At 57.1% G+C, this 20196-nt stretch carries 19 protein-coding genes and 1 tRNA gene; 12 read left to right on the forward strand and 8 right to left on the reverse strand.

Annotation, left to right across the window (positions count from 1 at the left end; all coding sequences use genetic code 11):
- Positions 1 to 3: 3 nt before the first annotated feature.
- The 4 genes from AC4FIA_RS14660 to rpmH form a co-directional block, all read right to left on the reverse strand.
- Positions 4 to 732, reverse strand: coding sequence for a DUF4344 domain-containing metallopeptidase (locus AC4FIA_RS14660; RefSeq protein WP_490366468.1), 729 nt, complete (start codon positions 730 to 732; stop codon positions 4 to 6).
- A gap of 60 nt (positions 733 to 792) precedes the next feature.
- Entirely contained in the window at positions 793 to 1026 is a 234-nt protein-coding gene (gene yidD, locus AC4FIA_RS14665; RefSeq protein ID WP_490366469.1) for a membrane protein insertion efficiency factor YidD, read from the reverse strand.
- On the reverse strand, positions 1023 to 1358 hold the full coding sequence (gene rnpA, locus AC4FIA_RS14670) for a ribonuclease P protein component (protein WP_490366470.1): 336 nt from the start codon (positions 1356 to 1358) through the stop codon (positions 1023 to 1025). Before rnpA ends, yidD begins: the two co-directional genes overlap by 4 nt.
- A 106-nt stretch (positions 1359 to 1464) precedes the next feature.
- Entirely contained in the window at positions 1465 to 1602 is a 138-nt protein-coding gene (rpmH, locus tag AC4FIA_RS14675) for a 50S ribosomal protein L34 (protein WP_025311815.1), read from the reverse strand.
- Positions 1603 to 1959: 357 nt separating this feature from the next.
- Between rpmH and AC4FIA_RS14680 the strand changes: the two genes are divergently transcribed.
- The 4 genes from AC4FIA_RS14680 (at position 1960) to AC4FIA_RS14695 (ending at position 5644) form a co-directional block, all read left to right on the forward strand.
- Positions 1960 to 2655 carry a TVP38/TMEM64 family protein gene (locus tag AC4FIA_RS14680; RefSeq protein WP_490366524.1) on the forward strand — a complete coding sequence of 232 codons (696 nt, stop codon included), beginning with the start codon at positions 1960 to 1962 and terminating at the stop codon, positions 2653 to 2655.
- Between the two features lie 3 nt (positions 2656 to 2658).
- On the forward strand, positions 2659 to 4077 hold the full coding sequence (locus tag AC4FIA_RS14685) for a dihydrolipoyl dehydrogenase family protein (protein WP_490366471.1): 1419 nt from the start codon (positions 2659 to 2661) through the stop codon (positions 4075 to 4077).
- A 21-nt stretch (positions 4078 to 4098) separates the two neighbouring features.
- Positions 4099 to 5481, forward strand: a complete 1383-nt coding sequence (locus AC4FIA_RS14690) for a sensor histidine kinase (RefSeq protein WP_490366472.1) — start codon at positions 4099 to 4101, stop codon at positions 5479 to 5481.
- Between the two features lie 86 nt (positions 5482 to 5567).
- A tRNA-Arg gene (locus AC4FIA_RS14695) sits at positions 5568 to 5644 on the forward strand.
- On the opposite strand, the gene AC4FIA_RS14700 is transcribed toward AC4FIA_RS14695, so the two are convergent.
- The 4 genes from AC4FIA_RS14700 to AC4FIA_RS14715 all read right to left on the reverse strand — a co-directional run bounded on the left by AC4FIA_RS14700 (position 5607) and on the right by AC4FIA_RS14715 (position 10038).
- Entirely contained in the window at positions 5607 to 6602 is a 996-nt protein-coding gene (locus AC4FIA_RS14700; RefSeq protein ID WP_490366473.1) for an acyltransferase family protein, read from the reverse strand. The two genes, AC4FIA_RS14695 and AC4FIA_RS14700, sit on opposite strands and share 38 nt — an antisense overlap.
- Before the next feature lie 404 nt (positions 6603 to 7006).
- A complete protein-coding gene (locus tag AC4FIA_RS14705; protein WP_490366474.1) occupies positions 7007 to 7504 on the reverse strand; it encodes a heme-degrading domain-containing protein in 498 nt (165 codons plus the stop codon).
- Between the two features lie 165 nt (positions 7505 to 7669).
- Positions 7670 to 8923: a cytochrome P450 gene (locus AC4FIA_RS14710; RefSeq protein ID WP_490366475.1), complete on the reverse strand. Its 1254-nt coding sequence runs from the start codon at positions 8921 to 8923 to the stop codon at positions 7670 to 7672.
- A complete protein-coding gene (locus tag AC4FIA_RS14715) occupies positions 8920 to 10038 on the reverse strand; it encodes a sulfotransferase family protein (protein WP_490366476.1) in 1119 nt (372 codons plus the stop codon). The genes AC4FIA_RS14710 and AC4FIA_RS14715 overlap by 4 nt, the downstream gene beginning before the upstream one ends.
- A gap of 77 nt (positions 10039 to 10115) precedes the next feature.
- Here AC4FIA_RS14715 and AC4FIA_RS14720 point away from each other — a divergent pair, with 77 nt between their 5' ends.
- From AC4FIA_RS14720 to AC4FIA_RS14755, 8 genes are all read left to right on the forward strand, one after another.
- Complete coding sequence (locus AC4FIA_RS14720; protein WP_490366477.1) at positions 10116 to 11381, forward strand: hydroxymethylglutaryl-CoA reductase; 1266 nt, start codon at positions 10116 to 10118, stop codon at positions 11379 to 11381.
- Positions 11378 to 12283 carry a UbiA family prenyltransferase gene (locus AC4FIA_RS14725; RefSeq protein ID WP_490366478.1) on the forward strand — a complete coding sequence of 302 codons (906 nt, stop codon included), beginning with the start codon at positions 11378 to 11380 and terminating at the stop codon, positions 12281 to 12283. The genes AC4FIA_RS14720 and AC4FIA_RS14725 overlap by 4 nt, the downstream gene beginning before the upstream one ends.
- A gap of 90 nt (positions 12284 to 12373) precedes the next feature.
- On the forward strand, positions 12374 to 13042 hold the full coding sequence (locus AC4FIA_RS14730; RefSeq protein WP_490366479.1) for a hypothetical protein: 669 nt from the start codon (positions 12374 to 12376) through the stop codon (positions 13040 to 13042).
- Positions 13043 to 13077: 35 nt separating this feature from the next.
- The gene (locus tag AC4FIA_RS14735; RefSeq protein ID WP_490366480.1) at positions 13078 to 15501 is read left to right on the forward strand and encodes a PEP/pyruvate-binding domain-containing protein; all 2424 of its coding nucleotides are present in this window, start codon (positions 13078 to 13080) and stop codon (positions 15499 to 15501) included.
- Positions 15488 to 16588 (forward strand): BtaA family protein, encoded by a 1101-nt coding sequence (locus AC4FIA_RS14740; RefSeq protein ID WP_490366481.1) that lies wholly within the window; start codon positions 15488 to 15490, stop codon positions 16586 to 16588. Before AC4FIA_RS14735 ends, AC4FIA_RS14740 begins: the two co-directional genes overlap by 14 nt.
- Positions 16585 to 17904, forward strand: a complete 1320-nt coding sequence (locus AC4FIA_RS14745) for a diacylglycerol/polyprenol kinase family protein (protein WP_490366482.1) — start codon at positions 16585 to 16587, stop codon at positions 17902 to 17904. Before AC4FIA_RS14740 ends, AC4FIA_RS14745 begins: the two co-directional genes overlap by 4 nt.
- The gene (locus AC4FIA_RS14750; protein WP_490366483.1) at positions 17901 to 18746 is read left to right on the forward strand and encodes a hypothetical protein; all 846 of its coding nucleotides are present in this window, start codon (positions 17901 to 17903) and stop codon (positions 18744 to 18746) included. The genes AC4FIA_RS14745 and AC4FIA_RS14750 overlap by 4 nt, the downstream gene beginning before the upstream one ends.
- The gene (locus AC4FIA_RS14755) at positions 18739 to 20160 is read left to right on the forward strand and encodes an AMP-binding protein (protein WP_490366484.1); all 1422 of its coding nucleotides are present in this window, start codon (positions 18739 to 18741) and stop codon (positions 20158 to 20160) included. Before AC4FIA_RS14750 ends, AC4FIA_RS14755 begins: the two co-directional genes overlap by 8 nt.
- The last annotated feature ends 36 nt before the right edge of the window (positions 20161 to 20196 follow it).

Consider the following 20196-nt stretch of genomic DNA (forward strand, 5'->3'; position numbering starts at 1 on the left):
AGACTATCGCTTTTCCGCGAGGTCAAAGAGGTAGTCTTCGAATTCCGAGCACATGATGATCGTGCGGTCTTCGGGTTCGTAAAAGGCGTTCGCCTCGTCGCAGTCTTCGATGGTTACCGTGACGGTGTGGGATAGGGCATAGTATTCGTTCAGAAAATCGACCTCTTCGGCTATGATCTGTTCGGTGAGCGAGGCATCATCCCCACGATCGCCGCTGTAGACCAACGTGTCGGATGGTTCCTCGATTCCAAGCACATCCAGAACATGGCCCCAGCTTCGATTGGCCTGATCATATTCCGAAGGACAGGATTCGACCCGTTCTTCGGGCAGGTTGAATTGTTTGATCAGGTGGCCGCGTTCGTCGGGGTTGGCGCCGTAGAAGACGCAGACAGTCGTATAGAATCGCTGTTGATCGGCGCTGTGCAGGCCCCACCACGCGACATCGCCGCCGTTTTCGCGGGCTTCCGCGCGAAACCCGAGCGCGGCATCGGCGGCAACCGCGATGGCGGCGTCTTCTTTGAAGGTCGCGTCGATGAAGAAGATCGAAAAGATATCGGCAGCGTCTTCTTCGCGGCCAAAGATCGGCAGGTTTTCCGTATCGATCAGCGCATGGCCCAGCTCGTGGTAAAAGATCGATAGGATGTTCGCCTCGACAAAAGCGACGTCGTCCGCATGGGACGGCGAGGCGCAGAAAAACGCGGCTAGGCTGGCGATCAGGCTGGCTGGTTTCATTCGGTCATCCTGTGTTTGGTCCAGTCTAACCAACAAACGGCACAGAACGAAATCAGTTGATCAATCGTCTTTGCGGGCGGGCACAGGATCATAGCCGCTTTTGCCCCAAGGATGGCAGCGCAGGATGCGGCGTGCGGCCAGCCAGCCGCCCTTGAATGCGCCGTGTTTTTCCAAGGCTTCCAAGGCGTAGGCCGAACATGTGGGCTGGTAGCGGCAATTGTGGCCGACCCATGGGGAAAAGATCAGGCGGTAGGCCTTAACCGGCAGGGACAGGATGCGCGCGCCGAATGTCATTTGCCTGCGTGCAGCTTTTTCAGCGCATAGGCCAGATCGCCCTTTAGCGCTTCGAATTCGCGTTCGGCGGTGGCACCGGCCTTGCCGATCAGCACATAGTCATAGCCCGCGACGCCCTTTTCGGGCAGAACCGCGCGGGCCGCTTCGCGCAGGCGCCGTTTGGCGCGGTTGCGGGCCACGGCATTGCCGACCTTCTTGGAACAAGTAAAGCCCACGCGAATCCCGTCGCTGTCTTCATCGCGCTTGCGGGCCTGAACCAACATGCCAGCAGTGCCCTGACGCTTGGCGCGGGCAGCTTTCAGAAAATCGGCGCGTTTGGTCAGTGTTTCCATGAAGGTTTCCACAAAGTCCGTGCCCCAGAAACGGCAAAACCGCCGAAGGCGTGTTCCCTATGCAGGGGCCCTCGACGGTGCCAAATCTTCGATCGCCTGAAAAAGCTTACGCGCTCAGGCTCTTGCGACCACGTGCGCGGCGGGCATTCAGAATCTTGCGGCCTGCTTTAGTCGCCATGCGTGCGCGGAAGCCGTGGCGGCGTTTCCGCACGAGGTTCGAAGGTTGAAAAGTGCGTTTCGACATCGCTCCGTCTCCGTTTGTTGGGCCCGGACGATGGAATTCGAGGGGCCGTGTATCCTATGAAGCCCGCGCTATAGGGGGTGTTTCCGCCCGAGTCAAACGTGGAAATGCCACTTGTTGCAACATTTCGATCCGAAATGCGGGTTTTATGTTTCAAAGGTGACATGAAACCCAAGGATTCCCGCGGTTTCTGTCACCTGACTTCAACGGGTTGTGAGAAGCCTGTCGCAAACTTGGTTCAATGCGCATGTCTGTGGCACACAACGCAGGACATCCGCAATGACCGAAGTCTATCCAAAACAGAAAGCCGTGCCAGTGAAACAGTCCAGTGAACAGTCCGCCGCTGCACCCAAAGGCGTGATGCGTTACCTGCCTTTGGCGATCATTCTGGCGGTGGCCGTGATCGGATATGCGACGCTGGGCGATTATCTGACCTTTGATACATTGCGCGAAAACCGCGAGGCGCTGCTGGCGTTCCGCGATGCGAACTATGTGCTGACAGTCCTTGTTTTCATACTCATCTACGTTGCGATTGTGGCCTTTTCCCTGCCGGGCGCGACGGTGGCGACGCTGACAGGCGGCTTTCTGTTCGCGACGTTTCCGGGCGCTTTGTTCAACATCACAGCGGCGACTTTAGGCGCGATTGCGATCTTTCAGGCCGCCCGTTGGGGGCTTGGTGAAAAGCTGGCCGCACGGATGGAGGCCAGCGACGGGGTGATTCACAAGATCAAGCAAGGGATCAATGAAAACGAATGGTCCATGCTGTTCCTGATCCGTCTGGTGCCTGCTGTGCCGTTCTTTGTGGCGAATCTGGTGCCTGCCTTTGTGGGCGTGCCGCTGTGGCGCTACGCGGTTACGACATTTCTGGGCATTATCCCCGGCACGGTGGTCTACACATCGGTCGGCGCAGGGCTGGGCGAGGTCTTTGCCCGTGGTGAAACACCGAATCTTGGGATCATTTTCGAACCTCATGTGTTGTTCCCGATACTGGGTCTGGCGGCGCTTGCCGCGCTGCCCATCATTCTGAAGGCCCTTCGTGGCAAAAAAGGGCTGTAAGATATGGACCGGATTTCATGTGACCTGCTGATCATCGGTGCCGGATCGGGCGGTTTGTCTGTTGCGGCGGGCGCGGCGCAGATGGGTGCGGATGTTGTGCTTCTTGAACGCCATAAGATGGGCGGCGATTGCCTGAACTACGGCTGTGTCCCGTCCAAGGCGCTGATCCAGTCCGCCAAAACGGCCCATGCGATGCGCTCCGCTGGCCAATACGGAATCACTCCTGTCGAGCCGCAAGTCGATTATGCGGCGGCCAAGGATCATGTGCAGTCTGTGATCGATGCCATCGCGCCGATGGATAGTGTCGAACGGTTCGAAGGCTTCGGCGTGCGCGTGATTCAAGAAGAAGGGCGCTTTATATCCGATACAGAAGTGCAGGCAGGCGATCACATTATCATGGCCCGCCGGATTGTGATTGCCACGGGCTCGTCCCCGTTTGTGCCGCCCATTCCGGGGTTGGACAGCGTCCCTTACCTGACAAACGAATCCCTGTGGGACCTGCGCGAATTGCCGAAAGAACTGATCGTGATCGGTGGCGGCCCCATCGGCATGGAAATGGCGCAGGCGCATTTGCGGCTCGGGTCCAAGGTGACGGTTCTTGAAGGGGCCAAGGCGCTGGGTAAGGACGATCCGGAAATGGCCGCGGTTGTTCTGGATAATCTGCGATCCGAAGGGGTGGAGATTGTTGAGGATGCGGCGGCCTCGGAAATCCGCGGTGCTGAAGGCGCGATTGAGGTCGAAACCAAAGATGGCCGTGTTTTCAAAGGCACCCATCTGTTGATCGCTGTCGGGCGCAAGGCGAATACAGCGTCACTCGATCTGGAGAAGGCGGGGATCGAAACCACCCGCACAGGCATCAAGGTCGATGACAAGCTGAAGACAACAAATTCCAAGGTCTATGCCATCGGAGATGTGGCTGGTGGCCTGCAGTTCACCCATGTCGCTGGCTATCACGCGGGCGTCGTGGTGCAATCCGCCATGTTCGGCCTGCCCGCCAAGGCGAAAACCGATCACATCCCTTGGGCCACCTACACCGATCCTGAACTGGCGCAGGTTGGTCTGACCGAAGCGCAGGCCAAAGAAAAACACGGCGATGCGCTGGATGTTGTGCGGTTTCACTATAACCACAACGACCGCGCACAGGCCGAACGCCACACCAAGGGCCTGATCAAGGTGATGATCCACAAAGGCCGCCCTGTCGGTGCGTCAATCGCAGGCCACCAAGCGGGCGAGCACATCAATTTCTGGGCCTTTGCATTGGCCAATAAGTTGAAGATGCGCGCCATCACCAGCATGGTTTCTCCGTATCCCACCTACGGAGAGCTTAACAAACGCGCTGCGGGCACCTATTTTTCACCGAAACTCTTTGAAAGCCCGATGGTTAAGCGTGTGGTACGACTGGTCCAGCGCTGGTTGCCCTAAGGTTCTGACGTAAAGGCCCTGATGTTGAACTCTCTTTCTGGCCGATTTCTGGTACTGACGGTGCTTTTTGTCATGTTGGCAGAAGTGCTGATCTTCGTGCCGTCTATCGCCCGTTTCCGAGAGGATTATTTGCTGGGCCATCTGGAGCGTGCCCAGATCGCGTCGCTGGCACTTTTGGCCGACGACATGATCGACGCCGATCTGGAAGAAGAGCTGCTGTTGAATGCGGGCGTGTTCAACGTGGTGCTGCGGCGGGATGAGGCGCGGCAATTGGTTCTGTCTGCCCCTATGCCAGGGCAGGTGCACAAAACTTTTGATCTGCGAAACGCTGGTGCGGCTGTTTTGATCCGTGATGCAATGGCGCGCCTGATCGATACCGAACCACGCGTGATCCGTGTGATCGGCAACCCTTTGCGTGACGCAGGCCTGTTGATCGAGGTCACGATGCTGACCGCCGAACTACGTGCGGCGATGATCGACTACGGATTGCGCATCCTGTGGCTGTCGGCCGTGATTTCCGTCGTGACGGCCACGCTGCTGTTCTTTGCGGTGCGCCGTTTGCTGGTGAAGCCGATCAAGGGCGTCGTGCATCAGATGCAGCGTTACGCCGCCGCGCCGGAAGACGCGCACCGGATCATCACGCCCACCGCCTCGGTCCGTGAACTGCGTGAGGCTGAAACAGCACTTCAGTCCTTGGAACAGCAACTGACCCAGGCCCTGAAACAGAAAGAACGTCTGGCGCAGCTGGGAGGGGCCGTCGCCCGTGTCAGTCATGATCTGCGGAATATTCTGACATCGGCGCAGCTGTTCACCGACCGGATCGAGATGTCTGAAGACCCGTCGGTTAAACGCATGGCCCCGAAACTGGTGAACTCGATCACTCGTGCGGTGAACCTATGCGAAAGCACCTTGGCCTTTGGAAAGGCAGAAGAGCCCGCGCCGTCCCTGACGCTGTTTAATCTGTCGCAACTGGTCGAGGATGTGCTGGATGCCGAACGCTTGGCCATTGGTGACCATGATCTGTCGCTGTCGTCGGATGTACCTGCATCGATGACCGTCCGCGCTGATCCCGAACAGCTTTACCGTATGGTGTCGAATCTGGTGCGTAACGCGCGGCAGGCCATCGTCGGATCGGGCAAACCGGGCGAGATTTCGGTGTCAGGCCGCGCCGACGACACCGGATGGGTCATCCGCGTGTCCGACACTGGGCCGGGTTTGCCGCCGAAAGCGAAAGAGCACCTGTTCCAGCCGTTCCAGGGTGGGGTGCGCAAAGGCGGGGCGGGGCTTGGCCTTGCGATCGTGGCCGAACTGGCACGTGGGCACGGCGGGCTTCTGATGTTGGATGAGGACGTGACAGAAGGAACCGTCTTCGAAATCCGCCTGCCTATGGGCTCGGTCGCCTAGCCAAATCGGGCCATGCAAAAATTATCGGATTTTTCTGGGATAGGGACTTGCACTCCTTCGCAGGCACCGTTAGATGCACGCCCTACGGACCGATAGCTCAGCTGGATAGAGTACTTGACTACGAATCAAGGGGTCGGGGGTTCGAATCCTCCTCGGTCCGCCACCTTGACCTTTACATCATGATCGTGTGGCTCTCCTCTTCTTGGCGGCCTTTTCGCCAATAACGGCTTCTCAAGAAAATAGTACGTAAGTGACGCCAAAATGATGGTTGTCAGAACAGTCGCTATGAACTTTGGGACTGTTTCCTTGTCTTTAAAAAACACGAGAACGGGAATGTGCCAGATATAGATTCCGTAGCTGATCCAGCCAAGATATCTGATTGGTTTCCATCTTAGTAAGATTCCAGCCCAGCTGGGCGAGGAGATGCACGCTGCTATGATCCCGACACCGACCCATTCGGCGATCAAAATTGCCGTAGGTAGTCCTCCAATCGAATTTTCCCCAACAATTGCTACGAAGGCAAACATTACGAGACTCGTAACTAGGGTGAGGTTCACAAAAGGTTTCGGCAAGGTGAAACGGGATGTCGCGAGTATAGCGCCAAGAAATAGCCCTGACGAATGGGGGCCTGGTAAGTAATAGATTGAATTGACAGGTAGAGCGTATCGCGACATCACACAAATGACGTAGAGAGCTAGTGAAATCCTCAAGACGTTGAGACGGCAGTACGCTAGAAGAGCAATTAGAATATAGAAACTCATCTCCATTGTGAGTGTCCAGGTGTGGCCCATTGGACTAAGGTGAGGCGAAAAAAAAGTTTGCAGAAAAACAAGAGACGGCCAAACGACTAGTCCGTTCAAATTCACTGAAAAAAGCAAGGTGCCAACGCAAAAGCTGACAAACGCCATCAAGGGCCAGACCCTGATAAACCGGCGCCAAATAAAGCCTTTTAAAGTGTAACGGTGTGATACTGCGATGGACGTTGTAAGATATCCGCTTAGAACAAAAAATATATCAACGCCAAAAACGCCACCTGGCAATGTTGCTCGGTCTGTATGAACAAGGACGACTGCAAGCGCTGCCATCGCTCTCACACCATCCAATTCAGGATAGTATTTCACAATTAAATCGCCCTATTTTAAAATAATGAAACTATGGAAATTTGAATAGCTTGCGTCAACACAAATAGGTTTCGGCCGGATTCCAATGGCGCGTAGCTCACTAATCGCACGATTAGTGTAGGACTTACCGACCGATCACTCAGCTGAATAGAGTACTTGACTAGTGAGGAAGGGGGCGGAGGTTCGAATCCTCGTCGGTCGGCCACTTTGATTCCCCCCATAAAATTAGTGCGTGTTGGATGTGACGTTGCTGTCACGGGTCACGGCGCGTCGTTGTTGCAGGGCAGATGTTCCTTCCCGTGCGTTTATCCGTTTAACCTGTTATATCAATCTGAAGACGCTTTCAGAAAATCAGAGTTGAATTGCAGCTTGGACGCTTTCAGCGCCTGATCCTGCCGATCTGTTCAGATTTTCAAAGCCTCGGGCAGGGCAATGCCCGTCAGGCCGAGATGATCCGCAAGGATGGCGGTGGACATCTCATGATCTTCGACCGAGGGCAGGCCTGACACACCAATCGCCGCGATGACGCCGACACCTTTTACAGTGATCGGAAAGCCACCTCCGTGGATGACGAAATCGCTATACGGTAGCCCCACATCGGGCCACTGTTCGCGGCCTTCAAGACCGTATTCCAATCCTGCCCGCATCGACGATTTGAACGTCCGCAGAACCGTATTGCCCTTTCTGCGGCCCCAATCTTCGTTTTCAGGTGTGGCGCCTGACAGGGTGGTGAAAAAGTATCGGCGGGCTGCCGATTTGATCTCGATCGAAACAGGAGCCGCTGAGGCCGTCGCGTGTTCGCTAAGTGCGCATCCGAGGGTGAAGGCCAGATCTTCGTCAAAATGATCCAGCACAAGCCGGCGTTCTTGCTCGGCGATGGCATCCACAAGGTCTTGGGACATAAGCTAATTCTCCTGCCGCAGGACTGGGAAACGCGTTCCGTCCTGCAAATTTGTCCGAATAATCAGAGGGTAGGGCACAGGATTTTGCGACACCAGCGGCAACGGGCTGTTGTTGCGGCTGGGGGTGCAGTTTGTGTCAATTCTTTTCAAAACAACGGGCTGCAATCAACCGGGGCTATGACAGGCCACCGTCATCTTGACCGGTCCCGTATGGCGCAACGTGATGCCGGGCGTCGTACCAATCTGTTGGTCAGGTAACAGGCGCAACCTGAAGCGGGAGAACACGCGTTCAATCACGTGGGCTGCAATCTTATTGGCCAGATAAAGCCCGACGCAACGATGTGGCCCAAGGCCGAAGGACAGATAGCCGTCGCGCAGGCGTGGCTGATCCCCAACGAAACGCGATGGGTCAAACCGGTCAGGTTCGGGCCAAAACTCTCTGTGCCGGTGCAAGAGGTAAGGCGATATCAAAACCGAGCTGCCACGAGGAATGTGGTAGCCGCCGATGATGTCGTCGCGAATGACGCGGCGCTCGATGATCCAGATTGACGGATAAAGCCGGATTGCCTCGGAAAAGATATGTGCAGGCTCGGCTGTCTCAAACCCGTTGGATGCGTGGATGAACGCCCAAGATAGGGCATTTGCCGTGGTTTCATGACCGGCCAGCAACAGCGTGACAGTCGCATCGCGAAGCTCTTTGTCGTTCAGCTGTATCGCGCCTTCGGCTTCGTGCGCAGCCAGCAATCGGGATAGCACGTCATCAGGGCGGTCCTGACACCTGCGGCGGGTCTGGATCAGATCGAAAACGATCTGGTCAATCTCGCCCACGGCTTTCTTGAATGCGGGTCGGTGCAGCCGCGGGGAAATCATCGATGCGTCGACCGGAGCTTCGATCCGGCGCCACGTATCGGCCAATAGCGTTTCAAGCGCGGTGTTGATTTTCTGTGGATCGATGTCGGACGAAAACAGGGTCTTGATCGCAATGGCGATGACCAGCTGCATCATCTCGTCGACGATATCGATTTCCTTAGTCTGCTGCCATCGTTCCAGCATGGGATCGACCAATGCGTCGATGACAGGTCCGATGTTTTGGAAACAGGACGGTTGAAAGGCTGGCTGGATCAGCTGCCTGTGACGGCTCCAAGCCCGCTGATCGGCCGAAAGCAGGCTGTTGCCTGTTGTGGCGGCGATCCGGTCTGCGCTGCGGGTGGCTTTGTCGTAGTTGGAGGCCTGTCGCGACAGGACATGATCGACATATTCGGGGCGGTTGATCAGATGGGCGGTGATCGGTCCAAACCGTAATCGCACGATGTCGCCGTGATCGCGCACAGCGTCGGCCAGAAACCCCAAAGAATCCGCTTTGAATTCAGAGAGCGATCCCCAAAGCAAGCTGCCTCTAGGGCCGGGCGCACGCGTCATTTGGGGTAGTTTCCATGGTCAAAGCTGCGGGCCCAGCGATCTGCAACAATCGCTTTGGTGGCAGGATCGAGATCGGTGAAACTGTTCTTCTGATAGCCTCTGAGCGCATCAACATAGCGGCTCAGTTCCGGCTTGAACCTTGCAAAGCCTTCCAATCCCAAACGCGCATAGATTTTGCCGATTTCATCAACCGGATCAGACTCGAGATCATCAAAGCGGATATCGATGAAACGGCCTTCGGGGATCAACGGAAGATCCTCGAAAAAGGCGTCGTACATGACCTCGTGGCGCTGCAGGATGCCTTCGTCAATCGCGTCGATGTCGGGCTTTTGCAGGTATGTGTACCACCCCGCCGTATCAAAGAAATGCCGCTGCGACTGGAACACCCGATACGGGTCGCGGTGGATATGGACGAACCGTGCGTCGGGAAACATTTCCAGAATTGTGCGGATGCGGGCCGTGTGCGGCGGCGACTTGATCAGCAAAGTGCGATCGTCGTTCAGCGACAGTTTCTTGCAGAACTGCACGAAGGCGGCTTTCCATGCCTCGACTTTGGTCCGGTCGACATCGCGGAACGTCATGTAGCGATCATAGTGTTCCATGCGTCGGGGAAAACTGGTGCCCAGATACAGCGACGTCAGCGTCATCAGCAAAGGCGCGAATTCGTCTTCTTGGGGTGATGTGAACTTTAGCGCCATGTTGTCCATGGGCCGTTTTTCAGGGACCAGCCAAGGAAACATGCGGGTCGTGAAATTTTCGGTGGTCAGAAAGGTGTAGGGGTTCACGACCTGATAGGTGTTGGGGAACTGGAATTGCGCACTGTCCTGCGCCAGAAGTTCGTGCAGCAAGGTCGTGCCGCTGCGCCAATGCCCCAGAATAAACAAGGGCGCTTTCGGCTTTTCCGCCTGTTCGATCGCCTTGCCAAAACGCAAAGTCTCAACTGTGGCGCAGGCTGAATTCGACAGGCTGGCCAAGGTAATCACAGCAGCACGATGAAGATAGGCGGGCGAGATCTGAAAATGGTTCTCGGCCAGCAACTGACACCATTTTCCAAAGGTGATGCCAGTCAGGTAATTATGACTTATACTCCAGCGATGCTTAAGTTTTCTTCTCATACGTGTCTATTGCACAATCTAAGGTGTAGCGACATATTGATACGGCAAAATATTGTAAGTAAAGCCGGAGCCGGCTCATGACCATTCCCTCGCATATTGTTGAGATGTTGGCGAGAATTCGCAGACGGTTCCAAAATGCCCCTTTGCAAGAACGCTTGCTGCCCAGCGATGCGGAATTCACGACGTTGCGCCCTGTACGCAATGCCAGCGCCGCGTCGGTCGCGAAATACTGGCAACGCTTGCGCGCTACCGCATCGCAAGACGATCAAGACGCGCTCGCAGACCCGATCACGATGGCCGATCCAGGTCAGTTCAGTGCGAATATCGAAAACTTCATCGGCACCGTGAAAATGCCTGTCGGTATCATCGGCCCGTTGCGGATCAACGGACTGAATGCGCATGGCGATTTTCACGTTCCCATGGCCACGACCGAGGCTGCTTTGGTCGCCTCTTATGCGCGCGGCGCCTATGCCGCCACGAAATCCGGTGGGATCAGCACCGCCTTGCTGTACGAAGGCGTCATCCGCACGCCCGCTTTTGTTTTTGACGGCCTTCTGGATGCGGGCCTGTTTGTCGAATGGGTGGTCAGGGAAATCGACGCGCTCAAGGCCGCTGCCGAAGCAACCACACGTTTCGGCAAACTGGTCTCGGTCGAGCCGATGATCGACAACAACGTCGTGTTTCTGGTGTGCCGCTATACAACTGGCGATGCGGCTGGACAGAACATGGTTACCATCGCCACCAATGCCCTATGCGAGGATATCGCAGCGCGCTGCCCGGTCGCGATGAAGGCATGGTATATCGAAGGCAATTTCTCGGGCGATAAGAAAGCGTCCTTTCTGGGCTTGGTGACGGGACGCGGCCGTAAGGTCAGCGCGTCGGTCACCCTGTCTGCGGACGTAGTGGAAAAGACGTTGGGCACAAGCGTGAAGGCGATGCTGGATTACGGTCAGGTTGCCAATCTGGGCTCGCACCTATCCGGCCAGCTTGGGGCGCAGGCGCATTTCGCAAACGGTTTGGCGGCATTCTACATTGCCACAGGGCAGGACGCCGCATGCGTCGCCGAAAGCGCGATGGGCATCACCCGGATGGAGGCGCGTGGCGATGATCTGTTTTGTTCGGTCACCATGCCCAACATCCTTGTGGGGTCGGTGGGCGGGGGCACCTCTTTGCCCAGTCAGGCCGCGGGGTTGAATGTTCTGGGATTGAAGGGCGCTGGCAACGGCGCCGCCTTGGCCGAGGTCGCAGTCGCGACATGTCTGTGCGGTGAAATCTCGATCGTGGCCGCGATTGCGGCGGGGCACTTCACGCGCGCGCACGAAAATCTGGCCCGAAAAAGATGAGTTTGTCCGCACTCTGGATCTATCAGAAAGAACGCTTCCCGCTGTTCAAGACCGCGCCGCTATTGGCGGTGTTTTCCGCCGCCAGCCTTTCTGTGTCGGCAGAATTGTCCGGTCGGCCATTGCCCGATTGGGGTGGCTATCTGGCCGGTTTTGTCATCGCGATGCTGTTGTTTTTCCAGATGCGCGTTTGCGATGAATACAAAGACCTTGAAGACGACCGGCGCTACCGGCCCGACCGCCCGATCCCGCGCGGGCTGGTTTCGCTGCGCCTGATCATCTCGCTTGGTTTGGTGTCGCTGCCCATCACAGCGCTGACCGCGTGGCTTTGGCATCCACCGGTATTGTGGCTGCTGGCTTTGGTTTGGCTCTGGCTCGGGGCGATGACGGCAGAGTTCGGCGTCGCCGAGTGGCTCAAGGCACGACCTGTGCTCTACCTTCTAAGCCACATGGCCATCATGCCGCTGATCGATCTATTGTTGACCGGTTTGGAATGGTTGCCCTTCGGGGGGCCAGCATCGGGCCTGTCGCTTTTTCTTGCCTTGTCCTTTGTGAATGGGTGCGTCTTGGAAATCGGGCGGAAACTCTGGTCGCCTGAAAACGAGATTGCAGGGGTCGAAACCTATTCGGGGCTGTGGGGCACACGAAAAGCCGCGCGCATCTGGGGGGGCTGCGTGCTGCTGTCATATGCCTTACTTCTTGCCGTGGGTGCGGCGACCGGCATTCTTTGGATCAGCGCCGTTTTGGGTGGAATTGGCGTGGCGATCTGTCTGCTATCCGCCGCCCGCTACGTCCGATCCCCGACTGAGAAGGCCGAAAAGCGCATGGATACAATCGCGGGGCTTTGGGTCTTTGCGTGTTACGCGATTGCAGGGTTTTTACCGGTTTTGCTGAGGTTTGTTTGATGTCCCACATCGTTGCCCATGACGCGGCGGGACGTGCCGAGGCCTTTGCTCTTCGTCCGGTAGACGTCGTCACAAGTGAAAGGGGTTAGCATGACCGAACGTGTTTGGTGGTCCGAAGGGGTTTTGCAGAAACATACGCCGAGGGATCGGTTTTTTGACTGGACGGAAGATCCGAGTCTGAATGTTTGGGTCGGAGCATTTATCCGTTTGTCCCAAAACGGACAGATCGCCCCCAAGCCCCCTACGCAAATCCCCTTCGCCCGCCCGCTTATTGGTGACGGCGAGATGCCGGATGAGTTGGACGACGGGTCGGGCCGGAAACTCGACCTGATTTTCGGTTGGGAAAGCAAGTACGTCTTCACGCATGAGGCATTGGACTTCATGAGGTCGCTTAACCTGCCGGACGCGCGGTTTTACGACAACGGCGATGAGGTGCAGTTTCTGGAATATAACGGCCAACCGATCACCGAGCCGGCGGCGTTGTTTTTGCCCGGGGTGCTGAAAGACACTGTGATCAAAGACCAATCGCCTGCGTTCGGAAAGGATGTTTTTGGTGATTTCCCAAATCGCGTCGCTGCAAGTCGACTGGACAGTGATGGGGACATTGTGGTGTCCAAAGCAGCCTTGGACGGCCCGCCTGTCTGGGTTGAAAAGCTTTATAAACAAACGTTGTTCTTTTCCGACGCAGTCAAGCAAAAGATTGACGCGGTGGGTCTGGCCGAGGCCTTTGTCCTTCGTCCGGTTGAGGTAATTTTATAATCTAAGGTTTTACCCGTTTTGCTGAGGTTTGTTTGATGTCTCACATCGTTGCCCAAGACGCGGCGTTGCATGTCCACGAGGTCGGTGGGAAAGCCGTTGCCTTGTCGCGACTTTCAGGGTTCGGGTTTAATCCGCCCGCTTTTTTCGTCATCCGCGCCGATGCCTTCGAGACGGATGAAGCGGTCGCCGGTCTGGACGATGCGATTGCCGGTTTGGGCGAAGGGCCATTCGCGGTGCGAAGTTCGGCGCGTCAGGAAGACGGGGCAGAGCACAGTCATGCGGGCCAATTCGACACGGTTTTGAATGTCGCGGCCAAGGATGTCTGGCAGGCGGCCATGCAAGTCTGGAAATCGGGGTTCTCGGAAACCGTCGCGACCTATCGGGCGGTCAAATCCGGCGGCAGTGCCGAAGGACCTGCTGTTATCGTGCAGCGCATGATTGATGCGGTCTCTGCCGGTGTTGCCTTTTCAGCTGACCCTGTGACCGGTCAGCGTGGTCAGGTTGTGATCTCGGCCATTGATGGCTTAGGTGAACGTTTGGTGTCCGGTGAAGAAGATGGCGAAGATTGGCGCGTGAGCGCAGCCGTAAGCGGGCCGTCGGATCCCAAGATTCTGACAAAAGACCAGGCACAGGCGGTTGCCGACCTTGCCCGCAAGGCCGAAGCCAGATTTGGTGCGCCACAAGACATCGAATGGGCCTTTGATGCGGACGGGCTGCATATTCTGCAATCGCGGCCCATAACGACCGCGCTGTTGCCCGAACCGCAGCCGGACACATCGCTGACGATCTTTGACAACTCGAACATCGTTGAAAGTTATCCGGGCATGGTCAGCCCTTTGACCTATTCGTTTGCGGTCCATGTCTACGCACGGGTCTATCGGGCCTTCGTGTCGCTTTTGGGGGTGTCTGACCAAACCATCGCGACCAACTCTGCTGTTTTCGGCAACATGCTGGGGCGGGTCGATGGGCGCGTTTACTATAATCTGGTGAACTGGTATCGGGCGTTGGCTTTGCTGCCGGGGTTTTCGTTAAACCGCGCCTATATGGAGACGATGATGGGGGTTTCGACCCCGATGCCGGATGAGGTTACCAGCGCCATCGGCCCCCCGCCCGCACAAGGGGCCGCGCGTGTGCGGGAATACCTGAAACTTGTGAAAGTCGGCGCAGGTCTTCTCTGGCAAGCGGCTAGGCTGCCCAAAACAAGAGCACGGTTTTACGACAGGCTGAATGCCGCGCTAAACGGTGGGTTCGACACTGAAACGGCAGGCCCAACGGCACTAGCGGCTGAATATCGCAGGATCGAAAGCACGCTTCTGGATCGGTGGGACGCGCCGCTGGTGAATGACTTTCTGTGCATGATTGCCTTCGGGGCGTCGCGCAATCTGTTGGAAAAGTGGCTGGGGCCCGAAGGGCTGGTTTTGCATAACGATGTCATGATCGGTCAGGGGGATATTATTTCCGCTGAACCTGCACAGCGCATTGCCAGAATGGGGCAGATGGTTCGTGATGCAGGGATTGCCGATGCGCTTCGCGAAAAGGGATTAGGCGCGCTCGACGCGCATCCTGAAATCGCGCAAGAGGTGCAATCCTACCTTGAAAAATTCGGTGATCGCTGCACCGAAGAACTGAAGCTGGAAAGCATTCCGCTGAGCGAGGATCCGACCAGCCTGCTTCAGGCGATCGCGGCCAGTGCATCGCGCAGCGTCGTTGCCAGTCATGACTCCCCGGACCCCGACTGGGATGAACTATTCCCGAAGAACCCGATCAAACGGTTCTGCGCGAAATGGATCATCACGTGGACCAAGGCCCGTGTTCGGGATCGTGAAAACCTGCGGTTCGAGCGCACGCGCATTTTTGGCTACACCCGACGGGTGTTTCTTGCGTTGGGACGGGAATTCGAAGCGCGCGGGCTGTTGGCCGCGCGGCGCGATGTGTTCTTTCTGACCACCGAAGAAGTCCTCGGGGCGGTCGAAGGATATGGCTTGTCGCCGAACCTGAAAGCCTTGGTCGAGTTGCGCAAAGCCGAGGACGGGGCGGCGGCGCTTCGTCCTGACCCGCCAGAGCGCATCGAATTGCGAGGTCCGGCAATCGCTCCGGCTTGGGAGGAGACGCCTGTCGAACGGGACGCCGCCAAACAGCGGACCGCTACAGGGTGTTCGGCCGGTCAGGTCAAAGCCCGTGCGCGCGTCATTCGCGATCCGCGAACCGAAGCGCTGGCCCCCGGTGATATTCTGGTTGCGCGCCATACCGATCCCGGATGGATCGCGGTGTTTTCGAACGCCTCTGCGATTGTTGTCGAACGCGGATCGTTACTGTCACACTCCGCCATTGTGGCGCGTGAATTGGGTATTCCCTGTGTTGTTGGCCTGAAAGGCGCAACGCAGTGGATTTCGGACGGCGAAATGATTTCTGTGGATGGGGCCACGGGCCAAGTGGAGCGATGCGATGCAGACGTCTGAAATCGAAGCCAAGGCAGCTTTTGACCATATCCGCTACGCCCAGCTTTGGGAGGACGCAGATGTCTTGACCCAAGGCCTTGGCGACTGTGCCGGGGGGACATTGGTTTCGATCTGCTCGGCGGGGGACAATGCGTTGGCGATGTTGACGCTGGACCCCAAGAAGGTCGTCGTTGTGGACCTGTCTCTGGCACAGATTGCCTGCCTTAAGCTGCGGATCGGGGCGTTTCGAAACCTCAGCCATCCAGAGTTTCTGGAATTGATGGGCGCGCGGCCCAGCGGTCAACGCGCATCCCTGTTGGCGAAAGCGCTGACTGATCTGGATGACGAAACCCGTGCGTTTTGGGATGGGCTGACCCCAGAGGTCGAACAGCACGGGGCTGGGGGCGTCGGCAAATTCGAACGCTACTTCCGGATTTTCCGCACGCGTTTGTTGCCCTTGGTCCATTCGCAAAAGACAATCGACGCAATCTTTGTCTCAAGGCCGAAAGCCGACCGTCAGGTGTTCCTTGATACACGCTTTAATACGTGGCGCTGGCGGTTGTTGTTGAACGCCTTCTTCTCGCGTTTCGTGATGGGCCGAATGGGTCGGGACAAAGCGTTCTTCGATCATGTCGAGGGCAGCCCCGCCCAGCACGTTGCCCGCCGAATTCGTCACGCCGCGGTCGACTGCGATCCGGCTGAAAACCCCTACCTTCATTGGATCATGAAAGGCACCCATGGAGCCGCCCTGCCCATGACATGGAGAGAAGAGCATTTTGACACCATCAAAGCGCGCCTTGACCGAATCGACATTCGGCCCGGATCGCTGGAGGCGTTCATTTCGACCGGAGAAAAGGCCGACGGATTCAATCTGTCTGATATCTTTGAATACATGTCGCCCGAGGTGTTCACGCAGGTCTATGACAGCATCCTGAGCGCGTCTGCTCCCAATGCACGCTTGGTCTATTGGAACATGATGGCGCCACGCCGTGTGCCGCATTGTTATGCGTCTCGGGTCAAAACCCTAAGCGACGTCGAAGACCGCCTGAAAGCAGAGGACAAGGCGTTCTTCTATTCGGATTTCGTTGTCGAAGAGGTGATCGGTTGAGTCCGGTTTTCCAGATTGCTCTGGCTCTTGGGTCGGTCGCTGCGTTGCTAGGCCTGATGGCGGTTGTGCGCCGGCTGGCGACCCAATGGCAGATCAGTGCCGAAGTGCAGCGCAAGCTCGTTCATGTCGGCACCGGACTTTATGCGCTTAGCCTGCCGTGGCTGTTTCCGGATCGCTGGCCTGTCTATGCGCTGGTTGGGGTCACCCTGATTGTGATGATGGTGCTGCGCCTGCCGAACTCGAAACTGGGCGGGACGTTGCACGGGGTCGAAAGGCAGTCTTATGGCGATCTTCTTTTGGCGATTTCCGTGGGGCTCTGCTTGTTTCTGGCCGGAGATGACCTTTACCTATATGTCTTGCCGATTGCGGTTCTGACCTTTGCCGATGCGGCTGCGGCGCTTGCCGGTAGCACCTATGGAAAACGGTTCTTCCGCGTGGAAGACGGCAACAAAAGCATAGAAGGAAGCGTTGTTTTCTTTGTCATCACGCTGGTGATCTCGATGCTGTGCCTGATGCTTATGACACCCTTCGCACCCCTGAATATCATCGTGTTGTCTTTGATGGTTGCGGGTTTTGGCACATTGGTCGAAGCGGCAAGCTGGCGTGGGTTTGATAACTTCTTTCTGCCTTTGGGGCTGCTGATTTTTCTGTCAGTCCACGCAGCAAACCCGCTTCAGGAACTGGCCATGCTGGCGGTTACGTTTGCTCTTAGCATCGTTGCGTTCAAAGCCATCTCGCCCAAAATCGGGCTGACCAATCACGCCTCGCGGGTCTACGTGATCACCGTGTTTCTGCTTCTTGCCGTGACGGCCGTTCAAAACGCGCTTGTTCCGATCCTTGTTCTTGCCGCCCACGCATGGAGCCGCACCTCCGCCCCCTGCAACAGCAGATTTCCGGATCTGGATATTGTCGCAGCACTGGCTTTGGTCAGTATCGGCTGGCTGACGCTGGGCAATGCGACGGGATGGAATGCTGTTTCCTTCTACGGAATGACCGCGATGGGGCTGATGGTTGGGCTGTGCGCTATCGCTGTGACGCCCCGCAGCATTCTGGCCCGTGTGGCCATTCTAACGGCCATTGTTCTGGCGCTTTGCGTGGTGCGTTACCTGGTGATCGGTCTCAATCCCGACCCTGCAAACTGGAACGGCCCAATGTGGTCCGTCACTGTCGCCAGCTTGGCCTTGGCGACAGTTGTGCCATCGCTTGTGCCGCAGGCCTTTGTGCAGGCGCGGGTCATAAAGCTGACACTGCTATCGCTTGCGATCCCTCTGGCCACCTATCTTTATTCAATCGACTATTCGGGTTTTTTCACATGACGCAGCACAGTTTCCGCGCTGACGGGGCAAAGATTACAGTCTATCTTGATGGCCCTGTTTGGGACGGTAAACCAACCGCCGCCGTGGGCGCATTCGCGTGCAAAACAAAAGAAAGCGGCGCGGCTGTTTTGCAGCAAGCGATCGACTGTATTCGCGATAATGGCATCACGCACATCATCGGCCCGATGGACGGCGATACGTGGCACAGCTACCGTTTCGTGACGCAAACCGATGAAAGCCCCGCGTTCCTGCTCGAGCCGAAGAACACGCCCGATGCGCTTGAGGTGTTCAAAGAAGCGGGCTTTTCCGAGATCAGCAGCTATTTCTCGGCCCGTGTGCCGCTGGAACAAGCGGCTAAAACCGCACCGCCCGCCACAACGGATTTCGAGATCGAACACTGGGACGGCACAGATCCCGAACGGCTGTTCGGTCAGGTGTTCGAATTGTCCTGCGAGGCATTTGCCAACAATGCCTTCTACAAACCCATCACCCGAGACGCGTTTCTTGCGATGTATATGCCCATCGTGCCCATGCTGAAGCGCGAGCTTATTCTTTTCGCCAGACGGCCGGATCAAACGCTGGTGGGTTTTCTGTTCGGAACGCCAAACTACGCCGGGGGGCCAAAGCCCAGCAGTGTCATCCTGAAGACCTATGCAAGCCTTATGAAAGGGGCGGGGCAGCATCTGGCCTATACGTTTCACAAGACAGCGGCTGTGAACGGATTTAGCACGGCCATCCACGCCCTGATCCACGATGATAACCTGTCGGCGCTGCGTAGTGCGGCTGAGGGGGCAGATGTGTTTCGCCGCTACGGGCTGTTCGGGTTGAAGCTGGATGACTAGCATTCTGGGTGATTTCGCCGATGCGGTTGCGCGCCATCCCGACAGGGTTGCGATTGTCGATGGCACGGGGAAGGAAACCACCTTCAGGCAACTCAAAGACCGCGCAGACGGGTTCGCGCGGGCATGGCAGACGCGCGGGATTGGGCAAGGCGATCGGGTGTTGCTTGCGATGAAACTGGATGCCGACCTTTACGCAAGCCTTGCAGCGCTTTGGTCACTTGGGGCGACGGTTGTGCTTCCTGAGCCTGCGATGGGGTTGGCGGGCTTGCGTCATGCGGCCAAGGTTACCAATGTGTCCGCGTTTTGCAGCTCGGGCTTTTATGGTCTTTTGAAATTCGCTTTGCCGGAATTGTGGTCGCTGCGCCATCTGCGCCCCCAGGTTCGCGACGGTAGCCCACTGGACTTACCTTCCCCGAAAGACGCTGACATTGCGTTGATTTCTTTCACCTCGGGGACGTCCGGCGCGCCGAAAGCGATCCCGCGCAGCCATGGGTTTCTTTCGGCCCAACATCACGCAATTGCGCCCCTTCTGCATAGCACAGCTCCCGAGCGCGATCTTGTCGCTTTTCCGGTGTTTGTTCTGATCAACATCGCAAGCGGTCAGACCTCTGTTCTGCCGAACTGGAAAATGTCGCGTTTGGCGGACCTTGGCGCTGGGCAGCTTGAACAGTGGGTCATCCGCCAAAACGTATCGCGCGCGCTGTTGCCTCCGTCACTGTGTGAAAAGCTGGCGATGGTGGCATCCGCCGCGCCGGTCCACACCGTTTTTACCGGCGGTGGCCCCGTTTTTCCCGATCTTGTAACCCAGTTGAAATCGGCAAAACCCGATCTGCGGATCGTCTGCGTTTATGGCTCAACCGAAGCCGAGCCCATTGCGCACCTCAATTCTGACGAGGTCACATCGGACGATCATGCCAGCATGATGTCGGGCAAGGGGCTGCTTGTCGGTTATCCGGTCGACGATATTCAAGTCCGGATCGTTGAGGGCGAAATTCAGGTCGCGGGCGCGCATGTGAACAGCGGATATCTGGACCCAAAACATGATGTGGAAAACAAAGTTCATGATGGTGCGGTCGTTTGGCACCGCACGGGCGATGCGGGGTATTTTGACGACCACGGGCGGCTCTGGCTGCTGGGGCGTGTGGGGTCCGAGGTTTATGTAAAAGGGGAACCGGTGTTCCCGTTCTCGGTCGAGGTCGCTGTGCGCGGGTGGGATGGGGTGACGCGGTGCGCCCTGTCGGCCAAAGGCGACCAACCCTGTCTGGTCATCGAGGGCGATGGCCGCCACCAAGATGACTGGCGCCAAAAAGCGGGCCAGCTGGGAATTCAAAACGTCAAGATCGTCGCAAAGATCCCGATGGACAAACGCCATGCCTCAAAGGTCGATCAGGCGGCGTTGAGGAAGCTGATCTAACGCAGTTTGGCCAGTTTACGTGGCTACCTTAGGGCT

The organism is Thalassococcus sp. (assembly GCF_982780845.1).

Excerpts from the sequence above, each read along its gene's own strand:
- AC4FIA_RS14705 (WP_490366474.1), bottom strand. The coding sequence starts at position 7,504 with ATGTCCCAAGACCTTGTGGATGCCATCGCCGAGCAAGAACGCCGGCTT.
- AC4FIA_RS14740 (WP_490366481.1), top strand. The coding sequence starts at position 15,488 with ATGCAGACGTCTGAAATCGAAGCCAAGGCAGCTTTTGACCATATCCGC.
- rpmH (WP_025311815.1), bottom strand. The coding sequence starts at position 1,602 with ATGTCGAAACGCACTTTTCAACCTTCGAACCTCGTGCGGAAACGCCGC.
- AC4FIA_RS14680 (WP_490366524.1), top strand. The coding sequence starts at position 1,960 with ATGCGTTACCTGCCTTTGGCGATCATTCTGGCGGTGGCCGTGATCGGA.
- AC4FIA_RS14715 (WP_490366476.1), bottom strand. The coding sequence starts at position 10,038 with ATGAGAAGAAAACTTAAGCATCGCTGGAGTATAAGTCATAATTACCTG.
- AC4FIA_RS14725 (WP_490366478.1), top strand. The coding sequence starts at position 11,378 with ATGAGTTTGTCCGCACTCTGGATCTATCAGAAAGAACGCTTCCCGCTG.
- AC4FIA_RS14755 (WP_490366484.1), top strand. The coding sequence starts at position 18,739 with ATGACTAGCATTCTGGGTGATTTCGCCGATGCGGTTGCGCGCCATCCC.
- AC4FIA_RS14750 (WP_490366483.1), top strand. The coding sequence starts at position 17,901 with ATGACGCAGCACAGTTTCCGCGCTGACGGGGCAAAGATTACAGTCTAT.
- AC4FIA_RS14710 (WP_490366475.1), bottom strand. The coding sequence starts at position 8,923 with ATGACGCGTGCGCCCGGCCCTAGAGGCAGCTTGCTTTGGGGATCGCTC.
- AC4FIA_RS14690 (WP_490366472.1), top strand. The coding sequence starts at position 4,099 with ATGTTGAACTCTCTTTCTGGCCGATTTCTGGTACTGACGGTGCTTTTT.
- yidD (WP_490366469.1), bottom strand. The coding sequence starts at position 1,026 with ATGACATTCGGCGCGCGCATCCTGTCCCTGCCGGTTAAGGCCTACCGC.
- AC4FIA_RS14685 (WP_490366471.1), top strand. The coding sequence starts at position 2,659 with ATGGACCGGATTTCATGTGACCTGCTGATCATCGGTGCCGGATCGGGC.
- rnpA (WP_490366470.1), bottom strand. The coding sequence starts at position 1,358 with ATGGAAACACTGACCAAACGCGCCGATTTTCTGAAAGCTGCCCGCGCC.
- AC4FIA_RS14720 (WP_490366477.1), top strand. The coding sequence starts at position 10,116 with ATGACCATTCCCTCGCATATTGTTGAGATGTTGGCGAGAATTCGCAGA.
- AC4FIA_RS14660 (WP_490366468.1), bottom strand. The coding sequence starts at position 732 with ATGAAACCAGCCAGCCTGATCGCCAGCCTAGCCGCGTTTTTCTGCGCC.
- AC4FIA_RS14735 (WP_490366480.1), top strand. The coding sequence starts at position 13,078 with ATGTCTCACATCGTTGCCCAAGACGCGGCGTTGCATGTCCACGAGGTC.
- AC4FIA_RS14730 (WP_490366479.1), top strand. The coding sequence starts at position 12,374 with ATGACCGAACGTGTTTGGTGGTCCGAAGGGGTTTTGCAGAAACATACG.